The organism is Noviherbaspirillum sp. Root189 (assembly GCF_001428545.1).
Classification (GTDB): domain Bacteria; phylum Pseudomonadota; class Gammaproteobacteria; order Burkholderiales; family Burkholderiaceae_D; genus Noviherbaspirillum.
In genome coordinates this window covers 48,619-64,922 of record NZ_LMHZ01000034.1, presented here as the reverse complement: position 1 = coordinate 64,922, position 16,304 = coordinate 48,619, and the positions used below count along the sequence as shown (strand labels likewise).

The following is a 16,304-nucleotide window of genomic DNA, read 5'->3' as shown; positions in this document are numbered from 1 at the left end:
TTAAGACGTGCCCAAACACCGCATAGTTACCATTAAAGTGTTGCTAGTTTTCGACGCTTCTGCAGCAGTCATGTCGATGCATGATGTTGATAGAGCTAATGCGCAAACGCTTTCGGCAGCTCACTCCATCGCGTCGTATAACAAGGCGTCTTGTTCTCAGCTTTTGCCGCCCACCGCTTTCTCGTCCCCGCCGCAGCGACACACAAAGTATCGTGGCCAAACCTCCTGTTCAGCCCGTCAAGCGCGGCCATCAATGATTCTGAGTGCTTCGCCTGCTCTTCGAGCGGGTCAAACAGTGATGCTTGGGTTTGACCCGCTGGAGCTAAGTCGAGCAGCATGACACCAGTCTTCTTGTACAAGTACCCCCGCCGATAGATAGCCTTGAGCCCAAACAGTGCCGCCTGGACCAGGTCGAGGGTGTTATTCGATGGATTGGGCAACGGTATGACAATCCCATTGCTGTACTGCGCGTCATCCGACCGAAACTGGTTTGTCATCACAAAGACCTGCAGTGCTCCGCAAACGCTTCCCTGTTCACGCAGCTTTTCCGCGGCGCGCGTGACGTACGAAGACAAAGCCTCGCTGAGTTCATCTAGGGTTGCGACCATCTCCCCGAAGGATTTACTTGAAACGATTTGTTTTTTCGGCGGTGCAATGTCTTCAAGCTCCAGACAAGGCAGCCCCTGTAACTCGCTGACGGTTCGCTCCATCACGACGGAAAAGTTTGCTCGGATGACCTTAGGGGGCACCAGCCGCAAGTCCTGCACGGAATGAATTCCAGCACTCTTCAGCTTTTCAGCAATACGGCGCCCGACACCCCAGAGCTCGCCTACATCGATGTTAGCGAGCAAAGCGTCAAGCTGCGCTGGCGGGTAACTGGCGAGGCCAAATACTCCTCCGAAGTCCGGATTCTTTTTGGCGATGTGGTTGGCGAGCTTCGCCAGCGTCTTAGTCGGTCCGATTCCGACGCATACCGGTATGCCCGTCCATTGTCGAACTCGTGCGCGAATGGCTTGGCCCATGGCGGTATGGTTTGCCCACAGGAGACGCATGCGCTCTATTCGAAGAAAGCTCTCATCAATGGAATAGACCTCGACGTCTGGAGTGAAGCCCCGCAACACCTGCATGACGCGCTGTGACATGTCGCCATACAAGGTGTAATTCGACGATAGGCCAACGATGCCGTGATGCTTCACCAGGTCCCGTAGTTTGAACCAAGGCTCACCCATACGGATGCCGAGCGCCTTGGCTTCATTCGAGCGCGCAATCGCGCAACCGTCATTGTTTGAAAGGACGACCAGCGGACGATTTTCCAGCTTTGGATTGAAGACGCGCTCGCACGAGCAATAAAAGTTGTTGCAGTCAACGAGCGCATATAGCGGCCCATCGTGCCCTATCGCTGACATGGTCGCATATTCCGGACAACTCCCACTACGACACCGAAGACGTGGAGTTCCTCCGCCTCCTTGATGCGTATAGGCCGGTACATCGGATTTTCCGCTCGGAGCTCTACAATTCCGTCTTTGACATACAAGCGCTTCACGGTATGTTCGCCATTCAAGATGGCGACAATGATGTCCCCATGATGAGCCTCTACGGAGCGGTCAACGACAATCTTGTCGCCATCCAGGATTCCGACATTGCGCATCGAGTCACCGCATACGTCAAACATGAATGTTGATGCGCGATGCTTGACGAGGTAGTCGTTCAGGTCGAGGCCTGATTCAACATAGTCAGCGGCTGGCGAAGGAAAACCCGCCGGGCACTTCACCAAGAATCGCTGGATGTTCTTTGGTTTGCCTGGGTTTGCGGGCCAGACAATAGGGACGAGTGTAGACAGGTCGTTCAGGTCGACAAGGGATGACATTGGTGCCTAGAAATACTGTATATATAAACAGTATATTTTTTGAAAGCAAAGTCGGCAAGAATAAAAGATAGAATTTTGACGCTGAGCAGGACGGAGGATGTTTGTCTGCAACGGTCATGCAGGTGCCGCTGCAATGAATCAACAGATTTTGAAACAGGTAATGTGGGGGAATAGCTGGCTCGTAACTTGCTGTGATTCGGTAGTCTCCTCCCCCACACGGGGATTTAGCCCATGTATGCTCCCCGTCGGTTGTAGTACATGGGCTTTTTTATGTTTCGACCGGACATCTGGACAGTAAAAAGCCCACACTTGGAAAAAGTGTGGGCTTTCGTCTGTCTCCTCCACCTCTCTCTGGAAATGGATTATTTTCAAACCACGGGCTGAATGTGCCCGAAGTTTCTTCCCTGCTCTATTGGGGAAAATACGTATCAAGAAGAGGGGTCTTTCGCACCTTCAGTTTGGGCAGCTAACGTCATCACATAAGTTGAGAAATGGAATTTTACCGGCTACGGTAAGCATCATTCATATTTTGCGGAGTCAGCTGAAGAGGCGTTTGAAGGACTCTTCCACCAAGGAGTGAGTGCGCTACAGGTCGAATGAAGGTCTCGAACGCTTTAAAAAGCTCAAGGCTATCAGCATCTGAACTGTCGATGTTCTTCAATTGCGAAAGTGTATTGAGAGCTTCACGCGAAATTAAACATTCCCTTTCTTGGGCGTCGATATTGATAGAGAAGATAACGCCATCTGGAGTTCGACGCGTGGGTGTACTGTTGTCCATACTTTTCTCCCGGCGGTTGCGAGTCGATTGAAGTTTGGTCACATACTTTTGGTCTACTTACATACTAGGCTATGCAAGGTACGCGTAGATGAAATGCAACAACCGGATACAAGATTGTTTACAGCAACGTATCTCTTGTCGCTTAGCCCTTTGAAGCTACCTGAATCAGCTTTTTGGAAGCCTTCACGTTTTCCACTTTTTCTGGATTCAAGCCTGTGGACAACTTATGTGAGAAGGAAAAAGTCGTTGAAAGGTATAGAATGTTTTCAAATGTGCAAAATTGAAGCAAATAAATAACCAATTTAGCGAGCCTACTCGTACTGCTTCGTGGACTCTATGCCATTCCTAGACCAGCTTCCGTTTGACCAACGTATCCGTTTGGTCTTTGACCATCTTCAGACCCAGGCCCTTATTACGCTTAACATCGACGGCACCATCGTTGATTGGTCGTTCGGCGCACAATCCCTTTTTGGCTGGGTCCCGAGCGAAGTCATTGGTAAGCAGGTAAGTGTGCTGTTTACGGCTGAGGACGTGGCGGTGGCGGTGCCACAGAACGAAATGCAGCTGGCGCTCAAAAATGGTAGCGCGCCTGGTGTACGGTGGCACATCAGAAAAGACGGCTCCCGCTTCTTCGCAGACGGCGTGTTAACGGCACTCAAACTGGAAGACGGCTCCATTGTCGGCTTCGTAAAAAACCTGCGCGAAGCGACAGGAGCCCTCCAGTTGCAGGAAAGCGAGGCCAAGTTTAAGGCCATGGTGAATGCAACTCCGCACATGGTCTGGTCAGCCTTAGCTGACGGTCGCGGTGACTATTGCAATGAACGGATGACCGACTTCACCGGGGCTTCAGTGAGTGAGCTACAGGGACATGGATGGGCGACGTTCGTCTATCCCGAAGACCGTACCACCGCCGGGCATACGTGGATGCACGCCATTCGCACGGGCACACCGCTTTCCATTCAGTTCCGATTGCGCAGTGGCTCCGGTGAATACCGTTGGGTGCTATGTCGAGGTGAACCCGTACGTGACAACAGCGGAAGGGTCGTACGCTGGATAGGCACCTATACAGACATCCATGAGCAAAAAATGGCCCAGGTCACGCTGGCAGAAAGCGAAGAGTTGTTCCGGTCGTTGGTAAATGCCACTTCGCAGATACTCTGGCGGTGTGAAGCCAATGGCGAGAGCATGAAGGACTCACCATCGTGGCGGGCATTCACCGGCCAATCTGTTGAAGAGATGAGGGGTTCTGGTTGGCAAGATTCGATTCATCCGGAGGACCGGGAGCTCGCTGCCGCAGCATGGTCAAAGGCCATATTAGAGCGTAGTACCTACGAAATTGAATATCGTTTAAAACACGTAAGCGGGCAATATCGTTGGACGCGTGCTCGCAGCGTTCCCCTCCTAAACAGCAATGGCTCCGTCCGTGAATGGATTGGCACAAACACTGACATTACTGGAAAGAAGCAAACTGAGTTAGCGCTGAAAGAGGCACACTTCCGTCTTGAAGCCATCTTGAGCGCAGGCGACATTGGCACCTGGACCTTTGACTTGGTTGCCAACCGTATGTATGGCGACGCAAATCTTGCGCGGCTATTCGACGTCAAACTATCGAGCGATGAAGGATTACCGCCTGAGGTGTACTTCACCAAGCTTCACCCCGATGATGTTGAATTCGAAAGGCAGCGGAGAGAGCATGCAATCAATCATCGGCAGCCATACCACGAAATATATCGAGTGCGTAACTCTGAAAGTGGATGGCGGTTCCTGCATATCCGCGGGAATGTTGAATATGCAAAGGATGGCACGCCATTATGGATAGCGGGAGTAGCGCTTGACGTGACTGCGCTGAAGGCCGCGGAAGAAAAACTTCGTCGACGCGAGGAACGCTACGGCGCCTTGTTCAATGCAATTGATGAAGGTTTTTACATCATCGAGTTGATTCACGATGAAAGCGGCTGTGCCGTAGACTACCGCTTCCTCGAAGCCAATCCCGCCGCGGAAAAACTGAGTGGTTTGCGTAACGTTGTCGGCAAAACATTGAGTGAAGTCGTTTCATCACCGACATTGACCTGGCTTGACAACTATGACCAGGTAGCCAAGACCGGGCAGTCAATGCGTTTTATCGACTACTCTAAAGTACTCAGCCGGTGGTTTGACATATCCGTTACTCGCTTGGGGAATGAGCCAGGACGTCAGGTCGCACTATTGTTCAACGACATAACTGAGCAAAAACGGAATGAGGAAGAGTTGCAACGCTTGGCTGCTGATTTATCACAAATTAATCGTCGCCAAAGGGAGTTCCTGGCTACCTTGGCACATGAGCTCCGCAATCCGCTCGCTCCAATTCGTACAGGTCTGGACTTGTTGAATGTGGCGATGGACGTACCAGAGCCGATTGCCAAGGTACATGAAATGATGAACCGCCAAGTAGACCATCTGGTTCATCTGGTGAATGATTTGCTGGACTTGGCACGCATAAATAGTGGAAAGATTGAGCTGAAACGGGACCGGCATCTGCTAAATGAAATCATGCAGAATGCCGTCGAAGTCAGCCTGCCACTGATTAAGGAAAGGCGTCATGAGTTGGTCATCGACTTGGCAGAGGAGCCTATCTGGCTTGATGCTGACAAGAACCGGCTGGGCCAGGTCATCAGCAATCTTTTGACTAACGCCGCCAAGTACACACCCGAAGGTGGCAGAATCATTCTGTCGCTTCAGCGCGAAGATGATGCCGCGGCCATCAGGGTGACCGACAATGGCATTGGTATAGCAGCAGAGGAACAGTCACATTTATTCCAGATGTTTTCGCAAGTCGGACGCGGGTTGGGCCAATCCCAAGGGGGTCTTGGAATTGGACTGAACCTGGTCAAGCGGCTCACTGAAAAGCATGGTGGCAGCATATTGGTATCCAGTCCCGGCGTAGGACTGGGCAGTACCTTCACTATACGCTTACCAGTAGAGCAGCGAGATACTGATGTTGTACATGCATACCGTTTAGAACGGTCTCAAGAGCCCACTACTGCAGTCCCGCTAAATATCGTTATCGCTGACGACAATCGAGACGCGGTTGAACTTCTTAAGGAGTTACTGGTATTGAAAGGCCATACGGTAACTGCAACCTATGACGGTAAATCAGCATTAATGATGCTTAAGGAGATGCACCCGGACCTGGCATTGCTGGATATCGGGATGCCCGGCATGGACGGGTATGAGGTCGCCAGGGCGATTCGTAGCGAGACCCAGTTGCAAGATATCGTTTTGGCGGCGGTGACTGGATGGGGAAATATGGAAGACCGTTCAAAGTCACGTGAGGCAGGATTCGACTATCACTTGACCAAGCCGGTAAGTTATGGAGCGATTCTGGAGGTGCTCACGAAGGTGCAGAACAGGAAGTGAAAATCAAATGCAGCTCCAGGGATTTTTGACTGACGCGAAGCAACTAGCCAATATTCAATCCAACGCGCCATGCTCAGCCAATGATTGAGCCGTAATCCGCCGTAATACAAATACAATACATCGGTCGGGTCGCCGACGTTCCGTTTGAGGGAGCGGCTCTTCGATATGCTGGTGTTCGCTCCTTTGTGCTCCTATTCAGGATACGCGGGTGCCTCTGGGTGTTTTGATTATGCCGATTTCTCAGTCTGGTACTGCCTACAAGGTATGATGGTTCATAGGCTGAGTTTGGTGAACCCGCATTACCCAAATCGTCTGTCACCAAGAAATCCACCTTCGGCTTTCCTATACCGACGCATCAATACCACTAACCCAAGACAACAGCCTCATTTTGTACTACGATTAGTTTCATCTGGGAAACTCTTTCAGTGAGCCCTCTTTGTCGGTCTAATGTTACATGGTTGCCAACCCTCATCCTCAACGCTTCAGGCTTCTTCCAAACAAGTGGCGTTTCCTACGACAAAACCCAAAAGCAACCTTAATATGGCCAGCGACGTGTTTGGGACTTGGTATTGTTCTCGCAGCGTTACTCATTTCATCACTCCGAAATACACGCCACCACCTTGAAGAACACGCTTTACGCGAAGCCAAGTCCCTCGCGGAAACCTATGCGCTCCAAATCGGCCGTACCATCGGTGAACTAGACCATGTRACTGCCCTTTTGAAAAACAACTGGGAGCGCTCAAACGGCACGTGGAGGCTCGAAGAAATCAACAAAGAAGACAAGTTCGTTGATACCACTTTGGCCGCAATATCGTTGATTAACCGCGATGGCATTATTGTGTCGAGTACCTTGCCCGGCGCCGCCGGTACGTCGGTCAAGGACCGTAGTTACTTCACGTTTCACCAAGCGAATCAAACACGGGAATTGCATATTGGCCCACCCGTTTCCGGACGTTTTGAAGATAAAGAGATTGTCACGTTCACGCGCCGACCACTTTGGCCGCAATATCGTTGATTAACCGCGATGGCATTATTGTGTCGAGTACCTTGCCCGGCGCCGCCGGTACGTCGGTCAAGGACCGTAGTTACTTCACGTTTCACCAAGCGAATCAAACACGGGAATTGCRTATTGGCCCACCCRTTTCCGGACGTTTTGRAGATAAAGAGATTGTCACGTTCACGCGCCGATTATCGTCAAAAAATGGCAACTTTGACGGCGTCGTTTCAGCTTCAACTGGCACACGCTTTCTTGCGCAATCYGCTAATAAATCGACAATGGGTGCAWCAGGCRTATTGGCCTTGGTAGGTACAGACGGCGCCCTTCGAGCCGCGAAAATCGGCAACGACATAGAAAGTCTTTTGACACCMAAAGTCATAAAAGAAACAATTTCGAATCCTAGTGCTTCGTTCATYACTTCAAAGAAGTCTGACTGGTTCCGCGATGACGAAGTCAGGTATATCGGTGCTCATCCGGTGCCTGGCTATCCATTGCATGCTGTAGTCGGGCTCGGACAGACCGAYGTTCTGCAGCCCTATTTTGACGCTAAAAAAGGATATATCCATATTGGCAYCGCCRGCGGGCTTATATTGGCATTATTCGGCGTCATTGCGTTCGTYATGTCTGCTCGCCTTGAATGGCGAAAGTACAGAGAAACAACCGTAAAGCAGGCATATCGGATGGCGACCGAACATGCAAACGAAGGCTTTTACATGTGGCGGCGACTCCCTTGCAAATCAACAGATGACATCGATTTCGAGCTCGTTGACTGCAATGAACGMGGAGCAGAGCTATACGGTCGCTCTCGTAGTGAACTTATCGGAATTCGACATCGCACTCTATATAGCRGCCAGYCCCTTAAACGAATCAATGCATTAATAGCTACCGTATTGGAGAARGGCTTTTATGAAGATGAATTCGAGACAATACAAGGAAGTGTCATAGGGCCAGAATGGATATATCGGAAACTTGTCCAGGTCGAAGACGGCATTATTGTCACACTGCGTGATATCAGTGAMCGTAAGAAGCTGGAGCAGGAAAAAAGCGAACTGGCAGAACGTGACAGCTTRACCCAGCTKCCGAACAGACATTGGCTTACAAAGTATTTGCCTGCTGCATTCGAACGTGCCACTGCGGGAGGCGAATCAATTGCCGTCCTCTTTATTGATTTAGACAAGTTTAAAAACATCAAYGATACATGGGGACATTCGACRGGAGACAAACTGCTGCATCTGGTATCGTCGAGACTCCGCAGTGTGCTTCGGCCTGGGGATACCGTGGCGCGATTTGGGGGAGATGAATTTATCGGTTTGCTTGAAGGTGTAACGCATGAAAACCACGTTAYCGAAATAGCGAATCGAATTCGTCACGCGCTTGCGCAGCCTTTTGAGATTAAACAGCGTAGTTTCGCGATAGGCGCTTCGATTGGAATTAGCATGTTCCCTAAAGATGGGAGAGATGTGGAAACGCTAATCCGAAATGCCGACATTGCAATGTACGCTGCAAAGGCAGAACCGACAACCAGGCATCGCTTCTTCGAGCAAGAGCTATTCACACGTATCCACCACCAGACCGAGCTACAAAGAAGCTTGACTCTGGCAGTTGAAGCGGACCAGTTTGTCGTCTNATCGCTTCTTCGAGCAAGAGCTATTCACACGTATCCACCACCAGACCGAGCTACAAAGAAGCTTGACTCTGGCAGTTGAAGCGGACCAGTTTGTCGTCTACTATCAACCTCGATTTGACGTCAAATCCAGCCTCCCGGTAGGCATGGAAGCATTGGTTCGATGGCACCATCCCGAAAAAGGCCTTATCTTTCCCGGAGAATTTATTGCAGCGGCCGAAAGCTCGCATTTGATTGTACAACTCGGCGAAATCGTGATGAACAAGGTTTGTCAACAAGTCGCTGCATGGCGGAATCAAGGATTGAACGTCTTCCCTGTATCCGTTAATGTATCTGCGAAGCAATTCCACGAAAACGGTGTCAGTATGCTCCTGAATTCAGCTTTGCGCCGCTACGACCTCCCACCGTCGTCGATTGAAATTGAGTTGACCGAATCCATCATGGCTAGCCACTCCGAGCAGGTTTTCAATGAACTGAAAGCTATCCACGCATTGGGGGTCTCTGTTCATCTGGATGACTTTGGTACTGGTTATTCATCACTTTCAACTCTGCAAGAACTTGATGTGGATGTATTAAAGNGCCGTACGTGGACCCGCAGCCGCTGGTCAAGGTTTTCAATGAACTGAAAGCTATCCACGCATTGGGGGTCTCTGTTCATCTGGATGACTTTGGTACTGGTTATTCATCACTTTCAACTCTGCAAGAACTTGATGTGGATGTATTAAAGGTGGATAAGTCATTTACCGACCARCTCGGCCGGAGCAAAGAGGGTGAAGTCTTTTTCAAGGCCATAATATCGATGGCGAAGGCATTGGGCATGCGCGTCATTGCTGAAGGGGTAGAAACTGATAAGCANTTACCGACCAGCTCGGCCGGAGCAAAGAGGGTGAAGTCTTTTTCAAGGCCATAATATCGATGGCGAAGGCATTGGGCATGCGCGTCATTGCTGAAGGGGTAGAAACTGATAAGCAGTTGCAAGCGTTGCGAATTCTTGAGTGCGATGAAATTCAGGGATACTTATTCTCTCGGCCCCTGCCACCAGAAGAGGTCGTCAAGTATTTTGAGAGACGTATCGAGGTTGATTAGATTGGACCTTCTTCGGTAGTCAGTCGAGAACCTTTTCCTTTGATAGAAAGTCAATGCCCGTCCTTCGAACCAGCTCAGCGTAGCTAATTGGTTTGCTCGCACGTGCTTCGTCATTGTTTTCAATCCAGTGTGCCCAGGCGCGCCCTGTTGTTGCGTCGTAGACCAGCTTGTATAGGTATTTGGGTACCCACACCCGATTGTCACCAATCGTCTTGGGCTTGCCTTCATAGACCGGGCCGGTGATGACGTAGACGTCTCCTTTTGCCCGCAATGCGTACTTGCGTGTTGCCTGTTCAATCCCATTCCAAGGCTTTTGATTGTTCTTCGGCGTCTGAGGCATCATGTTCGCCAGTGAAAAGCTTTGAGCCATGGCACGAGCATCAGGCATATCGCCCGCAGGAGCCATATGTCCGCGGTCAAATCCGCTACCTTTGTAATCGTCCAGTTCGGCGCGTTCAGCCTTCTTCAGTCGAGCGTCAGCAAAGAACCGGTTTGTGCGCTTCTCACCTTTCGCATCTTCAAGTTGTGCTTTGTTCAGTCGCTCTGCTACAAACACCGGAGTTTTTGAGAGCGGCGAGTACAGGACCGCGAAGGACTGGTAGCACAGGGCACGTGGCGGTATTTGAAAGGACTTATTGAGGCGAGGTGATGTAGCACCAGCAAAAAATTGTGGACATGTTAGGAAGTTCGAACTGCCGGATGACTCTGTTATTGTGACTGGCTGCTTGGCATATACGGATGATGAAGCGAGGAGAAATATCGCAATGAGGACTGTTTTCACGCCAGCGATTCTACCTACACCTATTCAGCATGAAAGCGTAGTCGAACAACGATTTGGTATCAAATTGCAACGAGAGCCTTGGTGTCGATATAAAGGTTGACCAAGTCAGGTACATGGTTCAATGAGTCGAATCCTAGATGCTTATATACAGGCGAAAGTCCTTCTTTCCATTCACTTGGCGAACGTGGCCCTTTCATATCGGCATCGTCCATAAAGTAGACAAATATCAGCTTCGAGGGCACACGATGGTTCTGAAAAAAATGCAGGTGCGCGAGGCGATTGGCATACTGGTAATAGCCTTCTAGCCAATTTGCATTTGGTGCGGCGCCAAATGCAGCCTTCGTCGCCTCAAGCGACTTTTGAATGACGGCTCGCGAAGCGGGTGATGCTTGGCAAGTAGAAGTTAGTTCTGCCAAATGCGCTTTAGCCTCCACCAAAAGCACTGTTCCATTGCTACTAACCCCTAGAGCATCCCACTGCGGCCCACCTCGCGGCCAAAACCCTGCCAACGCCTCCGTCAGTCTTTCTTGGCCAACCTGCACCAAGAAGTCTCGGTCACGATATTCAGCCCACTCATCGTCCTTTCGTGGCGAAACCCACCGGATTGTTTCACCCGTTTGTAGCCCGCCAGCCTCACGCATCGCGTCATCTAGCAACTGCGGATACGACGATGCTAGCCGTTGCATCCATTTCAAGCTTCCACGAGTTCCTGCTGGCTGAACAATCCTCATATCCTCTTCCTTGTATTTATGTTGGCGGCGCGTGTCGCACAGTTCAATGCTCTGGGTCAGGCTCGAAGTAGCAACGCCCTCTCAAGCGGCTTGACCAAGTCTCGGCCACGCAAAGCGTCCATCCAACGCAACGGAATCGCTTCGAAACCAAAGTGAATTCCGGCGAGTCCTCCGGCAATGCAGGCAGTAGTATGTGTGTCATTGCCAAGGGCGATAGCAGACTTAGCCTAGTCAACGGAAAACACTGCTTGCAATGCTGGCAATGGATTATCCGAGATAAGACAATAATTGCATAAATACAATAGAATGATGCGAAACTTCGTCCATAGCTACCCATGCGTGTATTCCTCTTACTTGTGGCACTTTCGGCATCCTTTCCTGCTTGGGCAGACCAGGCTGAAGATTTTTTGATATCCCTTTGCATGAAGGGTTTTCAAATGACATCGATGCCAACTGGAGACGCGCAGAATTTTTGCTCCTGCGTAAGGAAAGACATTTCGCCGCGCCTTAGTTCTGTCCAGCGCACCACGCTCCGCGCCGCCCAGGAAGACTTGTTAAAGAATAGGAAACCCGACGCTGCGGGGTTGTCCGAGTCTGGCGTCCGTGACCTCGTAGTGGCCGCGCAGGCACGATGCGAACAGGCGCTCTACCCACCTTCAACACCGGTTCATGCACAGGCCGGAAAACTAGAGATGACGCTTCGGTGTAATAGCGACACGAGTGTCCCTGAGGCCCTTATTTATATTCGCAATGGCCAATTACTAAGCGAGAAAGAGAAGACAGAGCAGGGCAAGAAGTTGATGGATGACCCCAACTTTATGGGCTATTTTGCGACGGTATCAACCGTCATTGACGGAATTCGAAAAACCGAAAAATGGGGGATAGACATGATAGGTCAAATTGTCTTCCCTGAAAAACCGCATGAACTCATTTCGGCGCTACGGTCCGCAAAAACGTTTGAGGTCGATATTAAACGTGGCACGAATACTTATGCGGGAACGTTCCAGATGACGGGGAAAATTTCTCCGCTTTGGAACCCATGTGGAGCGATGCCTCGGTGATGGACGGGAGAGTCATTAGCCACCTCGAAAAGTCCTACTCTATCTCCCTAGCGCCGACGTCCTCATGGACATGTCTCTCTGACGCGTTTTCGCAGAACCGCTCATCCAGATTTATTACAACAACATAGTTAACCAATTACTTCCATGTCAATTACAAAAAGCCAGACAGAGGCAATCGGCTCAATCTTCAATGGCAATAGGTTCGTTATCCCCACCTATCAAAGAAAATACAGCTGGACGAACAATGAGAGAAAAGCTCTCTGGCAAGACATCGAAGAGAGTCTTGCAAGCAACATGCATCACTTTGTAGGAACTCTTTCATTTAAAGAAAATAAAAATAATGGTGCGCAGGCGATTCTTGACACCGACACTGTTTATGAAGTTATAGACGGACAACAGCGCATCACAACGCTGTTTATTCTTCTTAGCGTATTAATTGACAAGCTAGACAATGACGTCGCCAAGACAAAGCAAATGGGTGCTCTTATCGGCACACCGGATGCCTTGAAGCTCGAGCCGTTAGGTGGCGACGGCGACTTCCTCAATTCGCTTATCTTCGAATTCAACAATATTGATATTTCGAAGAACAACAAGCGAAGCCAGAGATTCATGTATGCCGCGAAACAGCAATTCATGGCATTAGCCCATCATTTGACATCCACACAAGCCGCTGAGCGAATCGTTTTTATCAAAGAGAGAATTCATGTTCTGGTTTTCAACGTTGAAAACCAAGCCCAAGCCGTTAAGATGTTTTCCATCATCAACGACAGGGGACTTCCGCTTCGTATCCTCGATAAAACGAAGAGTATCCTGATGCTCTATTCAACTCTGCATCTGCATGAGAAGTTAAACGCCAAAATTAACGACGGTTTCGAGAAAATATTTGATAGCTATGACAGTCTGTTGATTGAAAAGGAAAAGCTCAAAATACTGGGTCGCCTTGAAGAAAACACCATCTTCACGCATCACTATTATTCGTCGGAAAGGCTGTTTCCAGAAACTTGGAACAACCGTAATGGTGCGGAGACAGTATTTGAGAACCTGAAATTAAAATGTGAACAGCTGAAGAGCAAGGAAAATGAACTTGAGCAGTTCATCCTCGCATACCTAGACGATTTTACGAACTTCGCTCTAGCCTACTCAGCACTTGTTCAAGATGTCGAAACCGTACCGGGCTATCGTAAGCCCTTCCAGTTCCTTGAATTTACGGCAACGCTCTATCCGCTGCTGGTCAGGCTTCATATGCAGAGCAAGTTAGCCGACTTACTTCCATTACTGGAAACGACGGAAGTGCGCGTGTACAAGTTGAAAAACACGAATCCGATAGCTGACATGTATTGGCTGAGTTCGGAGGTCGCAAAAGGCAAACTGACAACCGCAGAAATTACAACCCATCTCGTGAACTTCAACGAGAAGTTTATGAGCGACCATAATTTTAAAAATTATCTAGACGCTGATGTCTACCAAAACGGAGCAGTAAAGTACATTTTGGCTGAATACACAAAAGACAACCCTTCTATTGAGCTATATAAGGGATTGCAAGTTGAACACATCTTCAGCAGAGAGCCCGACTTTGACGTCAGTGCCTACGGCTTCAGCGAGGACTATGACTATGAAAAGAACCGAATTGGCAATCTATGCTTGTTGGAGGAGGGACTGAACAAAGGTGTAAGTAACAAGGCACCCGTGAACAAAGTCCAAGGCTATTTGACGTCGCAAGTTAGCGACATGAGGAATTTGGGAGGCGCGATTCAAGCCGGCCCCTTTGATAAAGGCTCTGTAGATACTCGACGGGAAGGTGTCATTGACTTCTGCCTTAGTCGCTTCAAAATCCATTGACAATTGGGGCCATGACGAATCGAAGTGCCAGGCTTGCTTAGACCGTAAGAAGTGGTCGCGACCATCGGCATCGTCGTACGCCGTCCTGATATGCCGAAACAAAATTATAGTAGCCCGCTAAGGGGAGATTGATGTCGTATGAAATGACCGCGTTGCTCATGAAATGCAAAGCAGCAGATTACGAATTTCTAGTAGCTCAAGTGGATAGCTACGTAAATTTTTCCTCTGACAAGGAGCTGACCTGTTTGCTTAGTGCGTATCAAGCCCTTAAAACAGATAAACGGAAACTTGAGTTAAGCCAAATTCTTGAGCGAGAAATTCGTTACTTGGGAAGCTCCGAGATTGCGTATGCTTATAGAAAATACGTAAAGGGCAACGAGTTCGGGGGCGTAAGCGCGGCAGAGATTGTTTCAGATGTAAGCAAAAAACTGAAAATCAAACAAAAAACGCTCGGCACCCTTGAAGCAAAAGTCGAACGACTCGTTAAGTACGCCGCTGAAAAAACATTTTTTTCGCTAACATCTGAGCAGCAACGTGAGCTTTTTACCAAAGCAGGAGTAGGCAAAGGCAAGCAAGAAGAACTCCTTGATAAATTAAAACAAAACAAGGCACGGTTCTTACCACTGCTTCTTTCAATACTTGGCCCAGAAATTACTGCAATAATTGTTCAAAGCCTTGCGGTATCCGCGATTGCCGCATTTATTGGAAGAAAAGCGGCCGAGGAACTTATTAAGCATCTTGCAACAAGATTTCCTTGGTGGGCTGAGTGGCTTGGGCCAATTGTCTGGGGTCTCAGCCTTGCTTGGCTTGCTTTGGACCTACAGAGTGCTGCGAGTCGTAAGACCATCCCAATCCTTCTATATTTGGGCATAGTTGGCCTGCGGGACGGCCCCGTCGAAGGCGACAAATTTTGGGAGGACGCTGAATAAGTTGCAGATTATGTGACGACTAACTTCTGACAATGTGGGCTTGGAACAAGACTACTCGACAGTTTTCATAGCTCGATGCTGCATCAATTTACCGCATATTCTCCTTTCGCGTTGTTGTGCACAGTTACGCGCAACTTATACTAAGTCGTTGATTTCTATAAAATTCGGTTTCACAAACGGGCCCGTTTAGTGATAAGCAGGGCGTTCGGGAAGTAGAGGCCGGAGCTTCGAATACTCTCACCCTGACCATATTTCAGCGATTTCCGTTTGCGAGCAGGTCAACAATCATAACTTGCTGGCAACCAGTCTTAGCGACTACACGCCATTTACTCATCGGCCGGCCCCGTTATCTTCGCCTTGGGTAAAAACTCAATGCCTGTCCTCCGGACCAATTCAGCATAGCTGATAGGCTTACCCGCACGCGACTCGTCATTGTTTTCAATCCAGTGCGCCCAAGCGTGACCGGTAGTTGCATCATAGACCAATTTATACAAGTATTTCGGTACCCAGACTCGATTGTCACCAATGGTCTTCGGGGTACCATCAAATACTGGGCCGGTGATGACGTACACGTCTCCTTTCGCACGCAATGCGTACTTGCGAGTCGCTTGCTCAATTCCGTTCCACGGCTTCTGATTGTTCTTCGGCGTCTGAGGCACCATGTTCGCAAGCGAGAAGCTTTGGGCCATGGCTTGTGGAGTCGACATATTGCCGGCTGGCGCAAGGTGCCCGCGTGAATAGCCGCTGTGTTTGTAGTCGTCGAGCTCAGCACGTTCACCACGGGGAAGCCTGCCATCAGCAAAGAACTTATCGCTGCGCTTGCCGGACTTGTCGTTCTCAAGCTGCGCACGGCTCAGCCGCTCCGCTACAAAGACAGGCGTCTTTGACGAGCCGGAATGAAGCACAGCGAATGCGTCGTAGCAGAGCTCCCGCGGCTTGAACTGCTGGACATTGGGAACAACTGGCGGCGCGCCATTGGCAAAGAACTGCGAACACGCACGAAAGTCGGTTGGCTGCGCAGTGCCCCTGGACGCATCTGCCGGAGCCTTTGACTCCGGTACTTGAAGGAGACGCGACAACTCATCAAGGAGCGTCGGTTGTTTTGCATACGCCGAAAACGAGGCTACGAGGGATAACGTGAGAAGTGCTTTTTTCATCCCCCGATTTTACTGACTCGTGTCGAATGTGGTGGTCAGGCCGGAACTACGATTTGGT

Annotated in this window: 13 protein-coding genes and 3 pseudogenes; 9 read left to right on the top strand and 7 right to left on the bottom strand. The window is 49.7% G+C overall.

Annotated features, from left to right (window positions below):
• Nucleotides 1-95: 95 nt before the first annotated feature.
• The 3 genes from ASE07_RS18965 to ASE07_RS28970 form a co-directional block, all read right to left on the bottom strand.
• Nucleotides 96-1,406: a Y-family DNA polymerase gene (locus ASE07_RS18965; protein ID WP_057292387.1), complete on the bottom strand. Its 1,311-nt coding sequence runs from the start codon at nucleotides 1,404-1,406 to the stop codon at nucleotides 96-98.
• Nucleotides 1,394-1,867 (bottom strand): LexA family protein, encoded by a 474-nt coding sequence (locus tag ASE07_RS18960; RefSeq protein WP_082584292.1) that lies wholly within the window; start codon nucleotides 1,865-1,867, stop codon nucleotides 1,394-1,396. The genes ASE07_RS18965 and ASE07_RS18960 overlap by 13 nt, the downstream gene beginning before the upstream one ends.
• Nucleotides 1,868-2,366: 499 nt before the next feature.
• Complete coding sequence (locus ASE07_RS28970; protein ID WP_156396793.1) at nucleotides 2,367-2,645, bottom strand: DUF1488 family protein; 279 nt, start codon at nucleotides 2,643-2,645, stop codon at nucleotides 2,367-2,369.
• 336 nt (nucleotides 2,646-2,981) lie between these two features.
• Between ASE07_RS28970 and ASE07_RS18955 the strand changes: the two genes are divergently transcribed.
• From ASE07_RS18955 to ASE07_RS30835, 6 genes and pseudogenes are all read left to right on the top strand, one after another.
• Nucleotides 2,982-6,041 (top strand): PAS domain S-box protein, encoded by a 3,060-nt coding sequence (locus tag ASE07_RS18955; protein ID WP_057292386.1) that lies wholly within the window; start codon nucleotides 2,982-2,984, stop codon nucleotides 6,039-6,041.
• Between the two features lie 454 nt (nucleotides 6,042-6,495).
• On the top strand, nucleotides 6,496-7,056 hold the full coding sequence (locus ASE07_RS18950) for a PDC sensor domain-containing protein (protein ID WP_156396792.1): 561 nt from the start codon (nucleotides 6,496-6,498) through the stop codon (nucleotides 7,054-7,056).
• Between the two features lie 260 nt (nucleotides 7,057-7,316).
• Nucleotides 7,317-8,664 (top strand): annotated as a pseudogene (locus tag ASE07_RS30845) (diguanylate cyclase domain-containing protein); the annotation flags it as partial.
• A gap of 63 nt (nucleotides 8,665-8,727) precedes the next feature.
• A pseudogene (locus ASE07_RS30840) lies at nucleotides 8,728-9,240 on the top strand (EAL domain-containing protein); the annotation flags it as partial.
• 8 nt (nucleotides 9,241-9,248) lie between these two features.
• A pseudogene (locus tag ASE07_RS29905) lies at nucleotides 9,249-9,517 on the top strand (EAL domain-containing protein); the annotation flags it as partial.
• A 60-nt stretch (nucleotides 9,518-9,577) separates the two neighbouring features.
• Entirely contained in the window at nucleotides 9,578-9,748 is a 171-nt protein-coding gene (locus tag ASE07_RS30835) for an EAL domain-containing protein (RefSeq protein WP_442946108.1), read from the top strand.
• A gap of 19 nt (nucleotides 9,749-9,767) precedes the next feature.
• Here ASE07_RS30835 and ASE07_RS18930 read toward each other — a convergent pair whose 3' ends face one another.
• The 3 genes from ASE07_RS18930 to ASE07_RS28275 all read right to left on the bottom strand — a co-directional run bounded on the left by ASE07_RS18930 (nucleotide 9,768) and on the right by ASE07_RS28275 (nucleotide 11,475).
• Nucleotides 9,768-10,460 (bottom strand): DNA/RNA non-specific endonuclease, encoded by a 693-nt coding sequence (locus ASE07_RS18930; protein WP_235548538.1) that lies wholly within the window; start codon nucleotides 10,458-10,460, stop codon nucleotides 9,768-9,770.
• A 128-nt stretch (nucleotides 10,461-10,588) separates the two neighbouring features.
• Nucleotides 10,589-11,260: a hypothetical protein gene (locus ASE07_RS18925; RefSeq protein ID WP_057292380.1), complete on the bottom strand. Its 672-nt coding sequence runs from the start codon at nucleotides 11,258-11,260 to the stop codon at nucleotides 10,589-10,591.
• Nucleotides 11,261-11,316: 56 nt separating this feature from the next.
• Nucleotides 11,317-11,475: an ADP-ribosylglycohydrolase family protein gene (locus ASE07_RS28275; RefSeq protein ID WP_082584313.1), complete on the bottom strand. Its 159-nt coding sequence runs from the start codon at nucleotides 11,473-11,475 to the stop codon at nucleotides 11,317-11,319.
• A gap of 120 nt (nucleotides 11,476-11,595) precedes the next feature.
• Here ASE07_RS28275 and ASE07_RS18920 point away from each other — a divergent pair, with 120 nt between their 5' ends.
• The 3 genes from ASE07_RS18920 to ASE07_RS18910 all read left to right on the top strand — a co-directional run bounded on the left by ASE07_RS18920 (nucleotide 11,596) and on the right by ASE07_RS18910 (nucleotide 15,089).
• Nucleotides 11,596-12,321: a hypothetical protein gene (locus ASE07_RS18920; protein WP_057292379.1), complete on the top strand. Its 726-nt coding sequence runs from the start codon at nucleotides 11,596-11,598 to the stop codon at nucleotides 12,319-12,321.
• A gap of 144 nt (nucleotides 12,322-12,465) precedes the next feature.
• A complete protein-coding gene (locus ASE07_RS18915; protein WP_057292378.1) occupies nucleotides 12,466-14,160 on the top strand; it encodes a DUF262 domain-containing protein in 1,695 nt (564 codons plus the stop codon).
• Between the two features lie 131 nt (nucleotides 14,161-14,291).
• On the top strand, nucleotides 14,292-15,089 hold the full coding sequence (locus ASE07_RS18910; protein ID WP_156396788.1) for a hypothetical protein: 798 nt from the start codon (nucleotides 14,292-14,294) through the stop codon (nucleotides 15,087-15,089).
• Between the two features lie 326 nt (nucleotides 15,090-15,415).
• Here the strand turns inward: ASE07_RS18910 and ASE07_RS18905 are convergent, their stop codons facing one another.
• A complete protein-coding gene (locus ASE07_RS18905) occupies nucleotides 15,416-16,246 on the bottom strand; it encodes a DNA/RNA non-specific endonuclease (protein ID WP_082584287.1) in 831 nt (276 codons plus the stop codon).
• Between the last annotated feature and the right edge of the window lie 58 nt (nucleotides 16,247-16,304).

Coding starts and splice junctions, on each gene's coding strand:
- ASE07_RS18910 (WP_156396788.1), top strand. CDS start 14,292: ATGTCGTATGAAATGACCGCGTTGCTCATGAAATGCAAAGCAGCAGAT.
- ASE07_RS18955 (WP_057292386.1), top strand. CDS start 2,982: ATGCCATTCCTAGACCAGCTTCCGTTTGACCAACGTATCCGTTTGGTC.
- ASE07_RS28970 (WP_156396793.1), bottom strand. CDS start 2,645: ATGGACAACAGTACACCCACGCGTCGAACTCCAGATGGCGTTATCTTC.
- ASE07_RS18905 (WP_082584287.1), bottom strand. CDS start 16,246: ATGAAAAAAGCACTTCTCACGTTATCCCTCGTAGCCTCGTTTTCGGCG.
- ASE07_RS18960 (WP_082584292.1), bottom strand. CDS start 1,867: ATGTCATCCCTTGTCGACCTGAACGACCTGTCTACACTCGTCCCTATT.
- ASE07_RS30835 (WP_442946108.1), top strand. CDS start 9,578: ATGGCGAAGGCATTGGGCATGCGCGTCATTGCTGAAGGGGTAGAAACT.
- ASE07_RS18925 (WP_057292380.1), bottom strand. CDS start 11,260: ATGAGGATTGTTCAGCCAGCAGGAACTCGTGGAAGCTTGAAATGGATG.
- ASE07_RS18920 (WP_057292379.1), top strand. CDS start 11,596: ATGCGTGTATTCCTCTTACTTGTGGCACTTTCGGCATCCTTTCCTGCT.
- ASE07_RS18965 (WP_057292387.1), bottom strand. CDS start 1,406: ATGTCAGCGATAGGGCACGATGGGCCGCTATATGCGCTCGTTGACTGC.
- ASE07_RS18915 (WP_057292378.1), top strand. CDS start 12,466: ATGTCAATTACAAAAAGCCAGACAGAGGCAATCGGCTCAATCTTCAAT.